The 17568-nt window shown below is 50.7% G+C and carries 21 protein-coding genes; 4 read left to right on the top strand and 17 right to left on the bottom strand.

Annotation, left to right across the window (positions count from 1 at the left end):
* Window positions 1–15 precede the first annotated feature (15 nt).
* Window positions 16–2106 carry a transketolase gene (tkt, locus tag ACTRXD_RS08060; protein WP_442431312.1) on the bottom strand — a complete coding sequence of 697 codons (2091 nt, stop codon included), beginning with the start codon at window positions 2104–2106 and terminating at the stop codon, window positions 16–18.
* 241 nt (window positions 2107–2347) lie between these two features.
* On the opposite strand from tkt, the gene ACTRXD_RS08055 reads away from it, so the two are divergent.
* Together ACTRXD_RS08055 and ACTRXD_RS08050 are read left to right on the top strand one after the other, a co-directional pair.
* Window positions 2348–2542 carry a MoaD/ThiS family protein gene (locus ACTRXD_RS08055; protein ID WP_312744649.1) on the top strand — a complete coding sequence of 65 codons (195 nt, stop codon included), beginning with the start codon at window positions 2348–2350 and terminating at the stop codon, window positions 2540–2542.
* A gap of 4 nt (window positions 2543–2546) precedes the next feature.
* Window positions 2547–3482, top strand: coding sequence for an ATP-binding protein (locus ACTRXD_RS08050; RefSeq protein WP_442431311.1), 936 nt, complete (start codon window positions 2547–2549; stop codon window positions 3480–3482).
* 248 nt (window positions 3483–3730) lie between these two features.
* Here ACTRXD_RS08050 and ACTRXD_RS08045 read toward each other — a convergent pair whose 3' ends face one another.
* From ACTRXD_RS08045 to ACTRXD_RS08015, 7 genes are all read right to left on the bottom strand, one after another.
* Window positions 3731–4162, bottom strand: a complete 432-nt coding sequence (locus ACTRXD_RS08045) for a hypothetical protein (protein ID WP_442431310.1) — start codon at window positions 4160–4162, stop codon at window positions 3731–3733.
* A 109-nt stretch (window positions 4163–4271) separates the two neighbouring features.
* Window positions 4272–5270 carry a flippase-like domain-containing protein gene (locus ACTRXD_RS08040; protein ID WP_442431309.1) on the bottom strand — a complete coding sequence of 333 codons (999 nt, stop codon included), beginning with the start codon at window positions 5268–5270 and terminating at the stop codon, window positions 4272–4274.
* Window positions 5263–6747: a CDP-alcohol phosphatidyltransferase family protein gene (locus ACTRXD_RS08035; RefSeq protein ID WP_442431308.1), complete on the bottom strand. Its 1485-nt coding sequence runs from the start codon at window positions 6745–6747 to the stop codon at window positions 5263–5265. Before ACTRXD_RS08035 ends, ACTRXD_RS08040 begins: the two co-directional genes overlap by 8 nt.
* A 10-nt stretch (window positions 6748–6757) precedes the next feature.
* A complete protein-coding gene (locus ACTRXD_RS08030) occupies window positions 6758–7519 on the bottom strand; it encodes an NTP transferase domain-containing protein (protein ID WP_442431307.1) in 762 nt (253 codons plus the stop codon).
* On the bottom strand, window positions 7516–8604 hold the full coding sequence (locus ACTRXD_RS08025; protein WP_442431306.1) for a pyridoxal-phosphate-dependent aminotransferase family protein: 1089 nt from the start codon (window positions 8602–8604) through the stop codon (window positions 7516–7518). Before ACTRXD_RS08025 ends, ACTRXD_RS08030 begins: the two co-directional genes overlap by 4 nt.
* 63 nt (window positions 8605–8667) lie before the next feature.
* Entirely contained in the window at window positions 8668–9249 is a 582-nt protein-coding gene (locus ACTRXD_RS08020) for a thiamine pyrophosphate-dependent enzyme (protein ID WP_442431305.1), read from the bottom strand.
* A gap of 150 nt (window positions 9250–9399) precedes the next feature.
* The gene (locus ACTRXD_RS08015; protein ID WP_442431304.1) at window positions 9400–9912 is read right to left on the bottom strand and encodes a thiamine pyrophosphate-binding protein; all 513 of its coding nucleotides are present in this window, start codon (window positions 9910–9912) and stop codon (window positions 9400–9402) included.
* Window positions 9913–10389: 477 nt separating this feature from the next.
* Between ACTRXD_RS08015 and queF the strand changes: the two genes are divergently transcribed.
* Window positions 10390–10791: a preQ(1) synthase gene (gene queF, locus ACTRXD_RS08010; RefSeq protein WP_442431303.1), complete on the top strand. Its 402-nt coding sequence runs from the start codon at window positions 10390–10392 to the stop codon at window positions 10789–10791.
* Window positions 10792–11002: 211 nt separating this feature from the next.
* Here queF and ACTRXD_RS08005 read toward each other — a convergent pair whose 3' ends face one another.
* From ACTRXD_RS08005 to ACTRXD_RS07965, 9 genes are all read right to left on the bottom strand, one after another.
* On the bottom strand, window positions 11003–11290 hold the full coding sequence (locus ACTRXD_RS08005; protein ID WP_442431407.1) for a type II toxin-antitoxin system RelE/ParE family toxin: 288 nt from the start codon (window positions 11288–11290) through the stop codon (window positions 11003–11005).
* A gap of 154 nt (window positions 11291–11444) precedes the next feature.
* Complete coding sequence (locus ACTRXD_RS08000; protein ID WP_442431302.1) at window positions 11445–11558, bottom strand: type II toxin-antitoxin system ParD family antitoxin; 114 nt, start codon at window positions 11556–11558, stop codon at window positions 11445–11447.
* A gap of 52 nt (window positions 11559–11610) precedes the next feature.
* Entirely contained in the window at window positions 11611–11793 is a 183-nt protein-coding gene (locus ACTRXD_RS07995) for a hypothetical protein (protein ID WP_442431301.1), read from the bottom strand.
* A 648-nt stretch (window positions 11794–12441) separates the two neighbouring features.
* Complete coding sequence (locus ACTRXD_RS07990) at window positions 12442–13266, bottom strand: RHS repeat-associated core domain-containing protein (RefSeq protein ID WP_442431300.1); 825 nt, start codon at window positions 13264–13266, stop codon at window positions 12442–12444.
* Window positions 13267–13271: 5 nt separating this feature from the next.
* The gene (locus ACTRXD_RS07985; RefSeq protein WP_442431299.1) at window positions 13272–13595 is read right to left on the bottom strand and encodes a hypothetical protein; all 324 of its coding nucleotides are present in this window, start codon (window positions 13593–13595) and stop codon (window positions 13272–13274) included.
* 583 nt (window positions 13596–14178) lie between these two features.
* Window positions 14179–14418, bottom strand: coding sequence for a hypothetical protein (locus ACTRXD_RS07980; RefSeq protein WP_442431298.1), 240 nt, complete (start codon window positions 14416–14418; stop codon window positions 14179–14181).
* Between the two features lie 112 nt (window positions 14419–14530).
* Window positions 14531–15643 carry a DegT/DnrJ/EryC1/StrS family aminotransferase gene (locus tag ACTRXD_RS07975; protein WP_442431297.1) on the bottom strand — a complete coding sequence of 371 codons (1113 nt, stop codon included), beginning with the start codon at window positions 15641–15643 and terminating at the stop codon, window positions 14531–14533.
* A 143-nt stretch (window positions 15644–15786) separates the two neighbouring features.
* Window positions 15787–16224, bottom strand: a complete 438-nt coding sequence (locus ACTRXD_RS07970) for a YqaA family protein (RefSeq protein WP_442431296.1) — start codon at window positions 16222–16224, stop codon at window positions 15787–15789.
* Between the two features lie 11 nt (window positions 16225–16235).
* Window positions 16236–16466, bottom strand: coding sequence for a DUF2835 domain-containing protein (locus ACTRXD_RS07965; protein ID WP_442431295.1), 231 nt, complete (start codon window positions 16464–16466; stop codon window positions 16236–16238).
* Window positions 16467–16673: 207 nt separating this feature from the next.
* Here ACTRXD_RS07965 and ACTRXD_RS07960 point away from each other — a divergent pair, with 207 nt between their 5' ends.
* Window positions 16674–17462, top strand: coding sequence for an inositol monophosphatase family protein (locus ACTRXD_RS07960; protein WP_442431294.1), 789 nt, complete (start codon window positions 16674–16676; stop codon window positions 17460–17462).
* Window positions 17463–17568 lie beyond the last annotated feature (106 nt).

Genomic DNA, 17568 nt, shown 5'->3' with positions numbered 1-17568 from the left:
CTTGAAAGGATGAAGTTAGCGGTCAGCGGTAGTGGCATGAGTTTGATGCCGTGCAATCTGCGCCTTGGCCGCTGCCACCACATGCTCAACCGTAAAACCAAATTTTTTAGCTAATTCCTTGAGCGGAGCCGAGGCACCGAACGATTTCATCCCTATCGAATGGCCCTGGGTTCCGACATAGTTCCCCCATCCAAAGACAGAGGCTTGCTCGACCGATACCCGCGCGGTGACATCGGGGGGAATAACCGAGCGCCGATAGTCTTCCGATTGTTGTTCGAACAATTCCCAGGAAGGAATACTGACGACCCGACTTTTTATTCCTTCGAGCCCCAATTGCTCATGGGCTTGCACGCACAATGGGACTTCGCTTCCCGTTCCGAGCAATAAGACCTCGGGGCACCCATCTGGAGAATCCGCCAATACATAGGCACCTTTGGCCACGCCGGACGCAGACGCATATTTCGTGCGATCCAATGTGGGAATCGCCTGCCGGGAGACGATCATAATCACCGGTTCATGCCGCAATTCCATAATCACCTTCCACGCCTCGACAATTTCGTTGGCATCTCCGGGGCGAAACACCATTAACCCGGGAATTGCGCGAAGCGAAGAGATTTGTTCAATAGGCTGGTGGGTCGGTCCATCTTCCCCGACCCCAATGGAATCATGGGTAAAGATATGCACAACGGGAATTTCCATCAAGGCACTTAACCGGATAGCTGGTCTGGCATAATCGCTAAAGATAAGAAACCCTGAGCCATAGGGGCGAACTTTTGACAAGGACAGGCCATTTAAAATAGCGCCCATCGCATGCTCCCGAACCCCAAAATGGATATTCCGTCCTAATGGATTGCTGCCGGTCAAATCCCCGGCTCCCTCAAAAGTTAATCGAGTCTTCGTGGAGGGAGCCAGGTCTGCGGCTCCACCAAAGAACCAGGGAATAGTGGCTGCCAACGCATTCAATACGATTCCCGACACTTCCCGCCCGGCAAGTCCCTTGGCGTCAGGCGGAAAAACAGGAACTTTACTGTCCCAGCCATCGGGCAATTGTCTATGTTGCATGTGATACAAGTGGCCGGCCAACTCCGGATATTTTGTTTGATAGTCTGCAAAGCGGGCCATCCACACGGTCCGCAACTCTTTCCCTCGTTTCCCGATACCTTGTTGGAAATGAGCCGGCACTTCCTCGGGCACAAGAAATCGTGCGTCTTCCGGCCAACCATAATAACGTTTGGCTAACCGGATTTCTTCTTCACCCAAGGGTTCACCATGAGCCGAATGGGTATCCTGTTTATTCGGAGCTCCATACCCAATATGGCTGTCGACAATGATCAGGGTCGGACGATCTGATTCCTTGAAAAATGTGCCAAATGCCCGATCCAGCATATTGAGATCATTGGCGTCCCCCACACGAGTCACATTCCAGCCATAGGCGATAAACCGAGTGGCCACATCTTCAGTAAAAGCAAGGTCCGTATGGCCTTCAATGGTGATCTTATTGTTGTCATAGATCCAACAGAGATTCGACAATTTGAGGTGTCCGGCAAGAGATGCCGCCTCCGAGGACACCCCTTCCATTAAACACCCATCACCACAAATGGCATACACATTATAGTTAAACATTTCAAAATCCGGTCGATTGAAATACCCGGCCATCCATCGTTGCGCCATCGCCATGCCCACACTGGTTGCGACACCCTGACCTAAGGGACCGGTCGTCGTTTCGATACCCGAAGTCCAACGATACTCAGGATGACCAGGGCATTTACTCTCTAATTGCCGGAACCGTTTAATGTCCTCCAACGTCACCGAAAGCTCACCCAATTGCTCATATTGCCCGTTCACCGATTTCACGCCACAGAGATGCAACAGGGAATAAAGCAACATTGACGCATGCCCGGCCGAGAGAACAAACCGATCCCGATTCGGCCAGATGGGATCGTCCGGATCAGAACGCAAGATCCGATTCCAGAGCCAATAAGCGACAGGAGCCAAGGCCATCGGGGTTCCGGGATGCCCGGAGTTTGCGGCTTGCACCGCATCCATCGATAAGGTACGAATGGTGTTAATACAAAGCTGGTCCAGCGAATCGCATGCGGGTTTCATTCTTGCTCCTTCGTTATCCATAATATGTGAGCTATCTCGTGTGACGGGTGTTCATTTGTGAGAAAGGTAAGTATCTGCATCCTATCATAGGTCATCCTTTCACTCTACATTATGGCCCATTAGGTTGTTCGGCAAAGGGACTTGCCGTGAAGAAATAAAAAATTCCTCTCGGGCGAAGACAAAAAGCCGCATAATTTAATCAGTTGCCAATCCCATGAACCTGTCTTTATGATTCGAATCTATGAAAGTCCATCTTAGCCATCCCACCCGTGACCTGGTCATCCAAGGCCCCAAACGGGTTGCCGACATATTCAAAGAACTCAATTTAATCCCTGAGGCTTTCTTGATCATACGCGGGCAGGATCTTATGACCGAAGACGAAACCGTAGCGGATGGGGATAGCATAGAAATCCGCCCGGTCATATCCGGAGGGTAAACTCATGCGCTGCCGAAAATGTCCAAAACGGGCGGTGCTGGGACTACCAAGGCACAATACGGCGTTTTGTGGGGAGTGTCTCACTGAATTTGTCCGAACCCAGGTGCAACGAGCCATTAAGGCTCAACAGATGTTTTCCCCTGAAGATCGCATTCTGGTTGCCGTTTCCGGAGGGAAAGACAGCCTGACACTTTGGGAAATTCTCCTGAAATTAGGCTATCGGGTCGATGCCTTGTATGTTGATTTAGGCATTCCCGGTTATTCCAGCCGGTCAAAAGAAAAAGTCGAACAGTTTGCCAAAGTGGTGGCTGAACCCTGCGGATCCCAACTGACGATTCATACCGTGGAAGAAGATGCGGGAGCCGGAATTAAAGAGCTGGCCAATCTGATCAAGCGCCCCACATGCTCAGCCTGTGGCACGATTAAACGGTATCAGTTTAATCGGGTAGCCTGGCAAAACCACTACGACGTGATGGCCACCGGCCATAATTTAGATGATGAAGCGGCCAGACTTCTGGGCAATGTCCTGCAGTGGCAGGAGGAATATTTGCAGAAACAGTCGCCAACCCTTCCCGCCTCCGTCGAAGGCTTTGCGAAAAAAGTCAAACCGCTCTACCGAATGACCGAACGGGAGATTGCGGCCTATGCCGTGGTCAACCGGATTGACTATTTAGTCGAAGAATGCCCGATGGCCAAAGGCGCAAAGATGTTGGTATATAAAGACGCGCTTAATCGCTTAGAAGCGGAATCCCCGGGAACCAAGCAACGGTTTTATTGGGGATTCCTTGATAGACAGGAAAAATCGACCTCTGTGGCTCCATCTATGAGCCAGATCGACCAAACCACCTTGCAACCCTGTACCGTATGCAGCCAACCCACGACTGCGGGAACCTGCTCCTTCTGTCGCATGATGGCCCGCGCCAAAACGGCAGTGAAGTAGGCTCACTTTTCGACATGGCCATTCTCGATGGCCTTCAGAACATCGGCGACAGGTTCGCCACAACTCCGCAGAAACCCGCTCCCGGGTGTTCACCTAACATTTTGGCTCAACCACAAATGAAAATAGGACTTGGCTTCACGAGCCGTGACCTATTTCCATGGCTTCATTTCCCACATATCAATTGAGCAAAAGTAGCTATAAAGTTAGGACCTTCAACTCTAACAAGCAAGGAATTTGGCGACTTTGAGTTATTCAGGGAGTTCGATGCTGCCCCCTTCGAGGTCGGCATCAATGCCGGTCAGTTCCATTTTGTTACCAACCCGCCACCATTCCGGGGAGATTTCAGACAAGGTGCCTTTCGAGGTATAAAATTTTGCAGCAGGGATGGCCACAGCCTGGTGTGACTTTTTGTGAATTTCCAAGACGAGGGTCTTCAGGGTCGTATCTTCCACCTTGACGCTATCCGGCAACTCCGTAAGGACAAACCGATCGTCAGGGTTGTGTTCCCAGACGTTGCGTTGCAATTTGGCCACTTCCGTTCCGGTTGGCATAAACACACCCATACTCAATGCCAGTTTTTTCTCCTCTTCCAGCCACTCAATACGAAGTTGTTCTTTTCCGTGAGCGATAAAGACGCCATCGGTATTCCGAAGGGTATTCTTTCCCAGTTCAATATCCATCGTTACCTCATCCTTTCTCGGGCAACCATCCGTGAGGGTCCGATTATTCACAATAGACCCTGAGAGTTCAAGTCACCGAATATTTCCACAGAATCTTCCGATTTGTCCCCTACCGTTCCAACGAGGTTATCTGGTCCGGCTCACCACTCCGACCTTTCAAAAACATCAGGCAAATAAGACCAAAGACAATCCAGAGTATTTCTCGCATTCGTCGAATAAGCGCAAAAGTGATTCCCGTCACTTCCGAATAACCAAACGTCATCAATAGTAAGGTGTATCCCCCTTCTTGTGCACCCAGGCTTCCCGGAATGAAAAATGTTCCGCCCTTAATGAGCACCGTGAGCGCCGCGATTGAGAGGGCTACCCACACATCGATCCTCACCCCGAGAAAGTAGAGAATGGCATACACCTCAAGCGTTTCCATCATCCACGCCAAAAAAAATACGGCCAACGCCGCATAAAATGTCTGCCGGTGCTGAGAATAAAATCCACGGATCGTGCCGTCCAGCTCCTGTAGTTGTGATTCCCGTTTTTCAAGAAAGGAGAACCTGATGCCGCATGACCGTAAAAGGCCCAAGCACCCCATACCGAGACCGCGACGTTGGAGCAGCACAAACAGTCCGACTCCAAACGCTAAGACTCCCACACTGACCAGCATCGCCATCCAGGAATGACCTGAATCGCCAAGTATCCAAAAAGCCACCGCCAATCCCAGCAAGATAAAAAGCACTTGAGCGAAGGTCATGGTGGTCTTCGCGGTTATCACCGATGCCAACCCATCTACCATTGGCACCCCGTATCGTTTGAGAAGATAGGCCTTCAGGGGCTCCCCACCAACATAGGCCGTGGGAGTCGTGACATTTACGGTTTCGCCAGCCATCCGGATGGCAAATAACCGCATGAACCCGACATTGCGAGCATGAGAACCCAGAGTTAGTTGCCATCCCAGGGCTTCTAACCCGTATACCAGAATCATTGGAAGGAGGATGAGCCCGACATGTAGGATACCTAATTGAGAAACGGTCTGCTCAATCGGTTCGAGGCCAATGTGGAGAACAATCCCGACCATGGCCGCAAGGCCGACGATCAGGAAAAGCAGTTTAAGCACGAGGGATAAGACTACGGCGAAGCATCCAGGCCATCGACATGACAAAGAGCCACGAGCCTATCGCGGCCAGGGCCAAAAACCAGTGAAGGAAGCCAAAACCAGCACTCAGTAGCACCATGATGGAAAAATCGCGATTGGCGACTTTGCCCAACATAAATTCAATATTGGCCCGTTCCTGTTCTGTGAGTTGCCGAATTTCACGAGGACGGGATCGCAATTGCCGCGCATGATTGACTAATAGTAACGACACGACATTCGCTAAAACCGCTGAGGCCCCAAGCAGAAGGGGAAGGTGCGTATGCTCCCACGGCCCCTGGAGAAACGCCCCGCAGGCGATCGCAGCAAACAACACAATGTGCACGATATTATCTGCCCAAATATCGAGCTCCTGCCCAAACTTGGACTCTGAAAACGTCAGCCGGGCGACCTCCCCATCGCAGCAATCAATAATGACAGACAATTGCAAGATCAGTCCCCCGAGAACGGCAAGTTTCCATGACCCAGGCACAAAAAGCCCCGCGCCCATGAGTCCCACGACCATGGATAGCATCGTAATCATGTTCGGTGACCATCCCAATCGCAAAAACCCATGCGTGAGCAGGCCGGAACATTTACGATTCACATACCGATCCACCAACCCATCCAACCCCCCCTTAATTGTTTGGAGTGCCTGCAACAGGGTCCGCTCAGCGAGTTGGGGCCCCTTAGGCCCACGAACATCTCTGAACCAATGAGAAGCTCCGCCAATGGTTTGAATCGTCCCTTCCACTGCCGCTTGCTCCAATGCCAACCGGAGTGGATTAGTGCCATTAGCATGTAACACGCCTGAAATTCCCAAGAGCCTGGCCGGGAGAACTAGAAGATCTCCAACCAGCGGCAACCGGCTTCGATCAGGATTCTGACTTTTCGTTGAGGACTGAGACGTCTGGGATACCGCATGGTCATGGAAGACCACAGTCGAGGTTGACCGTCCCTCCAAGCCCTCAGGCCGGAACGCCACCCCGGGATTTCCACGGTGATGCCCCTCCTCAGGTTGACCAACGACTACGACTGCCTTCCCTTGAGATCCTTCAGCTCGCAAGCGCTGGATCAATGCGGGAGAGTACACGGTATGGCAACCCACGATCATACAGGCTCCATTGATTTCCTCCGCAAGCGCTTCCCAGGTCTGAGGGTCATGAGGTGGGAATTCCCGAACCGGCAGCCAACGAACGGCGGCTTGTACCCGGCTATCTTCACGAAGTAACTGACGAAGAGCTTGTTCTTCCGGCCCAGCCAACACCCAAATTTGGGAAATTCCTCCTCGCTGCAATGTGAACACTGCCCGTTGAAACAGCGTCATGCCGCCGACACGAGTCAAAGGACTGGGAACCGCATCACCTGTCCCGACGGCTCCGGGGTCAAAGACGCCGACCGACGTCAATAAAATTGCCGTATCGACCGCATGGGTGGCTTCTTGTTTAAGTATTCCGTCCATACACTCATTCCTACGGTCTCAGTGTGGTGGCCCTGGTATTCTCCTCTAAGCTTATCACGGCAGGCAAGATCTCAGACTCCGCTCGATTGATATCTTCAGGAAAATCAATTTCTATCCACGGAAGACCCCCGATTTTTTCGTATCCCACCGGCACCTTCTCAAAAAACTCTTTTAGCGCGTCCTCATATTCCATATCAAGCGCTCCAACTGCAACATAGGCTTGAACCGAATGCAACAGTGCTGGAATATCCTGTTGTTGGACTTTGAGAAACCCGACCCCTTCGCCGGCCTCATCATAGGCAGACGGTAAGGTTTTACTTAAGGTGAGGACTCGACCAGCCTTCGCGGCAATCATACACTCTTCCGATTCCTGCTTCACCGTCTCATCCATTAACAAGGCCGTCGGAAAGGGAGAATGAACCAAACGAGCCAGAATCGATGGGGCATAGAGAACATCGGCATCCATAAGCACAACATCGTCGTCCATTTCAGACCGTGCTGCCCACAGTGACGTTATGCTCCCACGAGTAAAGTGTTCATTCACCACCCATCGGATCTCTTGAACAAACGGGTCAGCGGCCATGGCCTTCCGAATATGATCTTGAGCGTACCCCACCACCACCACTACCTGGCACACACCCAATTGCCCCAGAGCTTCGACATGCCGGGATAATAAGGTCCTTCCGCCAAGATCGACCAGGCATTTCGGTCGCCCCTGTGTCACACCTTGCAACCGCTTCCCGACACCTGCTGCAAAGATGACTGCCTTCACGCTCTGGCTCCCGAAAGTATGGACTGAAAAGCGGAGAGGAATCCTTCAATATTCTGATTGGTCAGGGCACCAATATTGGCAATGCGAAACACTTTCTCTTCTAAGTGTCCCTGCCCTGCATAGATCACGTATCCGGCTCGTTTTAATTCGTCATGCAGCCCTTGGTAGGAACACCCTTCAGGCAGATAAAACGCGGTTAAGGTATTACTTTGAAGCGTAGGGGCCAGTACCGGCTTGACACCCCACTCTTCCAAACGCGTCCGAATGTGGGTGGCATAGCCCTTAAATCGTTGAATCCGGTTGTCGAGGCCTTCTTCTAAGAGTTCATTAATAGCTTCGCGGAACGCATAATAGACCTGCACGGCCGGAGTAAAGGGAATCGTCCCCCGCTCCTGTTCTTCATAATAATTAGCCAAATTCAAATACCAGGACCGCTTGGGATATTTCATCATCCGCTCCATAAAGCCTTTGCGGACCAACACAAACGCGGCACCTGGAAAACCTTGAATACATTTCTGAGCGGCCCCCGCAACCATGTATAATTTATTTCCGGCAATATCCAGGGCCTCTCCTCCCAGTCCGCTCACAGAGTCCACCATAAAGACCCGGTTATACCGGTCCACGACCTCCGCAACTTCCTTCACCGGATTAATCAATCCCAGGGTCGTTTCATGGTGCACCATGGCGACGGTGTGCACTTCCGGATGTTGCTTCAGCGCCAAATCAATCGTCTGCGGATCCGGTACGATTCCCCAGTCATACTTTAAGTCCGGCGTACCCAAACGCTGCATCGCCACCATGGAAGACATCCGTTGGCCATACACCCCATTGTTAATCACCATCGCTCGCTTGCCGGTTGGAATGCTGGACATTAACGCCGCTTCCACGGCCGCCGTGCCAGAACCCGTCAATACGATCGCGGTATACTCGTCTTCTTCACCAGGAACGAAGACCTTAAGCAATTTTTGCCGAATATCTGCCAATAATTCCGAAAACTCCGACTCTCGATGACAGATATCCGGTTGAAGTAAAGCCTGACGGACTCTTTCAGACACATTGACGGGACCGGGATTGAATAAAATCATGAATCCTCTTCCTTTACACGCTTACAGACTGGCGATTAGGCTTTCACGCGAATACGTGTGCCGTTAGGTGACACTCCCCTTAAATCGTTTCGTCAGCTCAGCTGGACTCAAGGCAATCCGATCGGCATCTTCAAGCTGTTCATTCACCTTGACCAACAAAAAACTCGGCCCGTCATCCCCTAACATGGCCTTAAACTCATACACAATATCTTCTCGCTCCCAGACTCGCTCAACATTCTTGTATCCTGCCGCTTTGGCCATTTTATCCAGGCCGACAACCCTGGAATAGGTGGGCTGATTTCCGGTGGTCCCATACACCTCATTATCAAAGACCACATGAATGAGATTTTTCGGCCGCAACGCACTAATCGTGGCCAACGTGCCAAGACTCATCAGCACATTTCCGTCGCCATCAAAAACCACCACCGTTTTGTCCGGCTGGGCCAGAGCCAATCCTAATCCGATGCCCGCCGTCGCGCCCATCGAGCCAATCATATAAAAATTTTGAGTCCGATCACGGAGTTTACAGGCTTCACGTGAGGGAAACCCGTTGCAAACAATAAGCAGTTGATCGGTCATGAGTTCCAACATGGCCCCCATCGCCTGCGCCCGGCTCTGCATGACCCCTTCTTCTGGTCCAATCATCGTTGCATCTCCAACACAATGGTTATTTCTTCGCGTTGACACCCAAGCCGTTGTCCACAGACAAAACAGGAGTGCAGATCCGCCGCCCTTTCCCTACGAACCAAATCGAGAAATCCGTACAGGGCCATAGGACATTTCTTCAACATCTCACTAGGGCTGAATGGTTTTCACGATGCCCTTTTTCAACAATAAGGCGACAGGAATCCGCTTCTCCATAAAGGTGGTGGCTGTCCATTTCAGATCATCCACCATCGTCTTCTGAGACAACGTCCTGTGGGGAATCCGTACCGTATCCAAAAGCGTCGTCATAGTTTCCCCCATCACCAGATGTTCAGGTGCGTCTTTGCCTTCGAAGCCACGCCAGGATACCAACAGCAAACAGGGAATCTGATAAATCAAATTGAGAGAAGCCAGGACATTCAGGGCATTACCTAATCCGGAGTTTTGCATCAACACGACCGGAATTTTTCCACCCAGGTAGGCTCCTGCGGCCATCGCCACAGCCTCATCTTCACGAACTGCGGGGGTATACAACCGTTCTTCCGTCAAATGGGCAATAATGCCTCCCAAAATCGTATCCGGTACACCGGTAAAAAAATCAAATCCAATGCCTTGCAGGCCTTTCACAAAATCGTCAGCTTCCAACACCGTAATACTGCTCATTGCTTTAGACAGACCTCACAATTCTCCCCGTTTTTTGTACACGTAAAACTTGTCACACCCAGAATCGGGGTCAGGGAACCTTTGGATGATGAGAGTGTTGAATAATTAAGATTTTCAAGGACAAATTGGCCCAGAATTAGATTACTCATCAAAGGCTCCTGGTCGATTCAAAAAAGCATGCCCTGAGTCTTCCCGAAGGGTCTGTCCAGCAAGGCCGCAGCCGTTTTTTCGCGCGGAGCGTACGCTGAGTACGTGAGCACGGGAAAATGGCGAGAACGCCGCTGGCGGCTTTTTTCAACAGACCCATGGTGAATAACAACCGCTTCGGTAAAATATCAAGCGCCCCACAAGACACGCGAGTATAGCCCAGGGTAGGGGTATTCTCAAGAAACCGGCGGCATAAGGTTGCGGGGAAATTTCAGAAAAGAGTAGACTGGGTGCCTTGCTGAACCATCCAAGGAGACGAGCCTTCAACGCATGAAAAAATCACACAATTCCTCAAAATCGGGCTATTCGGAACGGCATGCCAAGAGCGGGATTGCTGATAAATTGCCAAAAATCGAAACCTGGCAGAACCAATATCCAGGCTATGAAATTACCATTGAGATTCCTGAATATACGGCTATTTGTCCCAAAACAGGACTCCCTGATTTTGGCACAATCCGGTTGACCTATGTGCCGGACAAATCCTGTCTTGAATTAAAATCCCTCAAAATGTATATCCACGCCTATCGAAACCTGGGAATCTTTTATGAAAATGCGGTCAACAGAATCCTGGCCGATTTCGTCAAAGCCTGCCGCCCAGTCTCGGCAACTGTGACTGGGGAATTCACTGCCAGAGGCGGACTCCGCAGCGTCATCCGAGCCAGCTATCCTTAGTCGCTTTTCTCTCCTCTCCATCCTGGAACATAGACGTGCCACGTGAATGCCATCTGCCTCATTGAAAGAGTGCGTTTCGGCAACCCAATAGGCCAGGACGCCCGATTGAGCTCCGGGAAAAGAAGGTAGAGGGAGGCAGAAATTCTTGGATTGAGAACGCGGCGAGATGACTAGCACATTTCAGTTCCAGCAATAGTATATTTTTTCTTCGTCATGGCCGCCACTGCGAAAAGTTCAGGACATCGAGACTGCCATGTAGCACACGCACGATACGAATCCGATCAGTAAGAATCCGATAGAACACCACATGCTGTTCTTTGACCAGACTTCGTAAACCGACGCGGATGTCTTTTCGGAGTTTCTCTACATAAGGAGTGCGGCAAAGTTGCTGAAAAACGGCTTCAAAAGCGGAGACATACCCTCTCGCCTGATTCCGACCAACGTGACTCTCGGTGTAATCAAAAATATCTACGAGATCGCGGTCCGCTTCCGTAGACAGTTCGTAAAAGATATTGGGCGAAGCCTTCTCCTATGATTGGCTCGCCTTTGCTTTGGCACGAATAATATCGTGCACCCTCCTGGGACTGGCTGGTCCCTCCCACCCCTTCGCCATTTCTGCCCGAAGTTCTTCGATGACACGGTGCCGATAGACCTCATGCAAGCAAGCGTAAGGCATCCCGGACAACCTCGCTCGCGTTTTGATAATCCCCTGTTTTCAGCTGGGCCGAAATATATTCTTCCTGTTTTTTCGTAAAGCTGACGTTCATCGGTGCCTCCTCCTTTTGGGCCTGTTTACCTAGAATATCCATACCATAGGGGTCAAATCTTTTGTAGACTCATTGTTGTCTCCACCTGCTCTACTCGTTTCTTGAAGCGGGAGTCGCTGAGCTGTTTCGCCCGGACCTGCGCACAGGCCCACCCTACCACCCCATAGCTCTCTACCCCAAAGTGCGCCGCCGTTTCCTGCAACGTCAGATCACACAGCCGCTTAACCAGATACATCGATCCTCCTTGGTAAGGAGAAACCCTATGAGAAATTCATCCACTTGGTGAGAGGAGGGCTAGAGGACATAGGGTGGATCAATTTTCAATGGTTGAAGATGGGTCAATTCACCATGCGCGATGATCCACTTTCAGCATGGTCCCCGAACCCACCGGGAAATAGGTTCCAAAATAAATGAGTATTGACACCGTGGAGGCCGCATAGTGGGGCGAGGTGGCCAGGACGATGTGGGCAGAAATGCTGTCAAAAGTCGGATGGCTTCGTGGTAGGCATAGGTGACGAGCACTTATCCTGGCCGAGGATGCTTAGGCTTTTTGTTTAGCAATCCACCGCAGAATTACTTGAGAACCGAAAAACCCGCCTCCGATAAGAGCCATAAACCATACGATAATACTGATAACGATGTTTAAAGGTTTTGGGAAAAAAATTAAGAAGAACTGAATTCCCCCATAAGCAATCAAAGAGGAACTGATAAACCAAACGAAGAGAGATAACAAGAATATCGATAAGGGTAAGAATATTCTTTTCCCGCATGGACAAAGCACACTACATATAGGCCCACCCACGGTCCTATAAAACAGGAAAAATTTATTAAAGGGTTTAGAGCAAGCAGGACAGTTAACTTTTTGAAATTTCCAATTCATATATTATCCACTTTTTCCTCCAGATCCACTTCCGTCTCCCCCCGGGCCGCCAGGCCCACCTCCGGCACCACCTGGAGGTCCAATTTTTGTATAGCCAATTCCCCAACCTAATCCAATAGCAATAAATCCGGGAGTGTCAAAGGCAAAGGTCGTATTCCCTAAATTGAAGTCAATTGGAACAGAAATGGTTAGTTGGGCGGCAATGCGAATGTGAAAATCAAAGGAGGGCCCTTGAATATCGTAAATGGAATTCGCAAACGGTGCGACAATACCTGTACCACCTGATGTTGCAGCAAATTGTGGTCCCGAAGAACCCCCTGCATAAGCATACGAATCAACATTTACTCCGTCAAAAACCACGCCTCCGGCGCCATCTAAAACACCCCAGGCTCCCCCTGACCCTGAGCCACCAAGACCCAATACCAGTAATCCGATGGGATCCGTAAAGTTGATCGGACTGTTCCCTACATATCCATACAGATTCGGATCACCCCCGGCGAAGCCGATTAGATCTTCACTGATAAACCGCTGTATGACAGGGGAGTAATAGCGTGCCCGATAATAGAGCAGCCCCGTTCCGTCGTGTTCCCTTCCCGTAAATTGGAAGGAATTCGTGCTGCTGGTGCCGGTGACCGTCGCCATTCCAAACGGGTCGTAGGTATATTCTGTCTGAACGGTACCCGTTCCATCGGTTAAGGCAATGGTGGAGCCCAAGGCATTGGTGAGAAAGGTGGACGTCGTGCCCCCTTCCGTGCGGCTGATGAACTCATCGATGCCTAAGCCGGGTAAGAGATTGGCGACCGGTGATCCCCCAGATAATTCCTGCACCGGATTCAATCCATCATAGACAAATTGGGTGCTCGTGCTATTGACAGTCTTGCTGATCCGGCGTCCCAGGCCGTCATAGGCAAAACTCGCGGAGGTACCGCCTCCGGCGATGCCCACCAATTGATGCCGCGCATTCCACGTGTAGGTAACCGTCGTCCCCTGCCCGGTAGATTGGAGCAGGAAAAACTGACACTGCCTTGGAGGGTGGTTTCCTCGGTGAGGCGGCTCAGATCGCCATAGATCCGTGTAATCGTGCCGGAGAGCGAGTCAACGATCTGGACCAGCCGGTTTCCCGCATCGTAGGAATAGCCGGTGGTGGACGTATCCACCTAAGTGACCTGTGTGCGACGGGTCAGAGTATCATAGGTAATGCTGGTGACCGGCCTTTGCGGTCCGTCACCTTTAATGAGATGGCTTGCCGGGTGGAAGGAAAATTGCGGGAAACAACAGCCAACAACAGAATTGGCCTCTACTCAATCCATTTCAAGTACCATATCCGAAAAAAATCTGGCAAAATTCCCAATTTTATCAATAAACTTAAAATTATAATTATCCCAAGAGGTACGCCAAATATTATCCATCCATAGAAAAGAATGCGGGCAATTCCTCGTTCTTCCGGAATCGACCAACGGCGCTTCACATCCCAATATATATACCAACTTCCCCATATCAAGAAGACCACCAATCCAATACCTGAAAGTATATCTATTATATATAGTACATCCATCGTATCTAACCAGATGAAAACGTCTTACCATTCTTATAGTTGAGATCCTGACATCTTCACATTGTTCATTTTTACATGCCCTGAAAACGCACGCGCGTATCTCCAATATGGGGCGGTGGCCCCACACAATGCCGTTTCACTCATGGAAGTGTACCGGAAGACGCAGAATCTTGCTTTCCCCCCACTTAATTAGAAATTGGTTTGCTTTTAGGTATCAATCGAGAAATGGTTGATGAATAATGACAGTCTTTCTTTGCATTCAATTCATTTAGACGGGCTGCTTCTGATGTAGCTTCATCCTCGTTTTCAAAAACCTTAACAATCGAAATAGAATTCCAAGGGTCTTCTTCATTGATCGGAAAATCAAATCGAACAACGGGAAATACATGTTGATAATTTAAATGGGATTTATTACCAATTGCCACTTGAATCCCCCTCATAATTTGTTGGTAAGACTCCCCATAAATTCACCTGCATTGGCATTATAAACATCCCCTGCTCGATCAAAGATCACATTATTTCGGGCCCAAGTCCTGCTTATCCAAAAAAGGCTTTAATTGTGTCGACCACATATTGAAGTTGATCATGGGTGAGTTCGGGAAAGATGGGAAGAGAAAGCACCTCTTGGGAGAGCTGTTCCGAGACCGGAAAATCGCCTTTACGATACCCGAGATCCTGGTAACATTCCTGAAGGTGAAGAGGGACAGGATAATAAATGCGATTGCCTATTCCATGGTGGGTCAGGTAGGCACTGAGTTCGTCTCGCTGCCGCGTGCGAATGGTGAACTGGTTGTAAACATGACTATTGCCGGGTGCCACGATCGGCACGGTCACGTGCTCATCAAGACCGTATGCCTGAAACATCTGCTGATAAGAGGCCGCATGCGCTTGGCGCTTCGCCGTCCACTCAGCCAAATGCTGAAATTTTACCTGAAGGATGGCCGCTTGCAGCGCATCCAACCGACTGTTTATCCCGATTAAATGATGATGATATTCTGATCGGCTCCCATGCACACGCAAGAGTCGCAGTCGCTCGGCCACCAGCGGATCTCGCGTCGTAATCAACCCGCCGTCGCCAAATCCCCCTAAATTTTTCGACGGGAAAAAGCTGAAGCCCCCCGTGCGTCCGAAGGCTCCGGCCCGGACACCGTTTCGAGACGCACCGATGGCCTGGCAGGCATCCTCAATAACCGGGATTCCCTGTCCATCGGCGATCTGAAGAATCGTTTCCATGTCCGCGCATTGTCCAAAGAGATGAACCGGAAGAATGGCTTTGACCTCTGAAGTGAGGCTATCCGCTAACCGTGTGGGATCGAGATTAAATGTATCAGGCGTCACATCGACAAACACCGGACGCGCATGAAGCCGGGAAATCACTCCTGCAGATGCGAAGAATGTAAAGGGGACGGTCACGACACGATCGCCCGGTTGAACCCCCACCTCCATCAACGACAACAATAACGCATCGCTTCCTGATGCCACCCCAATCGCATGGTCTGTGCCGATATATGATGCCAGGTTCTGCTCCAGGTTCTGAACCTGGGCTCCCAGAACAAAACTTTGCTCCGCACATATCTTTTCCAACACCACCTGAATGTCCTGTTTGATGCCGGCGTATTGAGATTTCAAATCAAGAAGGGGAACGTTCACGATATGACGACTCCATAATGGGCTGGGAACTCTAGAGGAATTGATCGTATGGACAGCAATTTATCTAAAAGGAGGCAATTGAGAGGCAAGGCCAACCATACCAACAACGTTTTCCGAATGCTATAGGCAGACCTCTGCGTCGTTCACCCACCAGTGGTGGGTAACAACGCGAACAAGACCGCATACCGGCACCCTTTGCCAATCCCAATACACAATAGGGCACGCACCCAGCCCATTCGCAACCATCCTGCCGCGATACACAGTGGATCCCCAATGACCGGCACCCAGGACAATAGCAGCACCGGACTACCCCACTTACGAACCCGTTCCACAGCCCGATGGTGGGCCGGCTTGGTGAACTTATGGAGTGGATACCACCACCCGATAAACCACCCCAAGGCCCAGGAACTCATCCCACCCAGGGTATTGCCTGCCGTCGCCGTGGCGAGCAGACTCCAGGTCGGAAGATGCCCCTGTGCGGCCAAAATGAGAAAGACGACCTCAGAGCTACCCGGTAATATGGTTGAGGAAAGAAACGCACTCAGAAATAATCCGACAAGGGAATACTCATCTCCAGTCATAGCGGCAGCATTCACCTGTCGTCCTGTGCCAGGCGAATCGAATGAAACTTCAAACCCGCATCAAAGGTGATCTCGAAGGTCCCCTGAATCCCCTGATGCGAGACAAAGGGACGAAGCACTCTTGCGGGAAATTGGATCGTCCGACCATCGATTGACTGTGCCACCACAGATTCCACCACACCCTGGTAATAGGCCTGAAAGCGTTCCGGTGAAATTTTCAACCTCACGGTCACGGTTTGCATAGTACGCCTCAGAAATTCTCACGCCTCATTTCAGGCACCCGGACCCTTTCATTCCGCCACCCCCATTTGGTCAATCTAGCCTCAGGCGCGCCTCTCATGCTATGAACTGTTAGGACCGCACGCTCCACACTTAACCGATGGTTTCGGGTACAATATCAAGAGAGAGCATTTACTCCATATTGCCAATGCACCACATCCATTTTGATTATGACTGATTATCGCCAGGAACTCCTTATCATCCGACAAGCCCTGCTTCGCGCAAGTGATCGCCTTCACAGAATCCAGTATGAAGGATTAGCCGTTCAAATCAAGCCGGACGGATCGCCAGTGACCAATGCCGATCTGGAAGTCAATCGTATCGTCCAGGAAGCCTTGTTCGCCGGCTATCCTGATGATGGCTGGCTCTCGGAAGAATCGCCCGACAACCCCATCAGACTGAAAAAAAACCGTGTGTGGATCCTGGATCCCATTGATGGGACCAAACCCTTTATTAAAAATCTCCCACAATTTGCGATCTCCCTGGCGCTCATTGACCATGGACAGGTTTCAATCGGGATTATCTTCAACCCCGCTACCCGGGAATATTATTGTGCCGTACGAGGTGAACCGGCGACCATAAATGGCTACCCCATTCATGTCGGCCAGGCCACCGGACACCGCTTTTCGTTCTTGGTAAACACGGGCCCCATGGACCGCTCGATCATTCGCTCATGGCGAGAAACCGCTAATTGCCGCCCGCTTATGGGTTCCATTGCTTATTCATTGGCACTGGTAGCTGCCGGACAGATTGACGGAGTGATCAATTTTGGCCTACAAAACGAATGGGATATCGCGGCTGCCGTCCTGCTGATTCAAGCGGCGGGAGGGATCGTCGTGGACAGAGACCTGAAACCCATTCAATGCAACCAACCTCAGCCCACAGTCAATGGCATCGTCGCCGCTCGCCCTGATGCCATACCGGTAATCAAGCAACTTCTCGGCAACCTCCCTGACTAGCATATTCCATCAAGCCACAGGCGTGCCTTTATTTCAACACATAGGGGTGAAAGAGTATTCCTACTCTGCTTGAATGTTTCATGTTTGTTCATACTGAGTGAGTTTG

This window comes from Nitrospira sp. T9 (assembly GCF_052156535.1).
In the GTDB taxonomy this organism is placed as follows: domain Bacteria; phylum Nitrospirota; class Nitrospiria; order Nitrospirales; family UBA8639; genus Nitrospira_E.
Note: the sequence above shows the minus strand (reverse complement) of the source record. Positions and strands in the feature narration are given on the sequence as shown.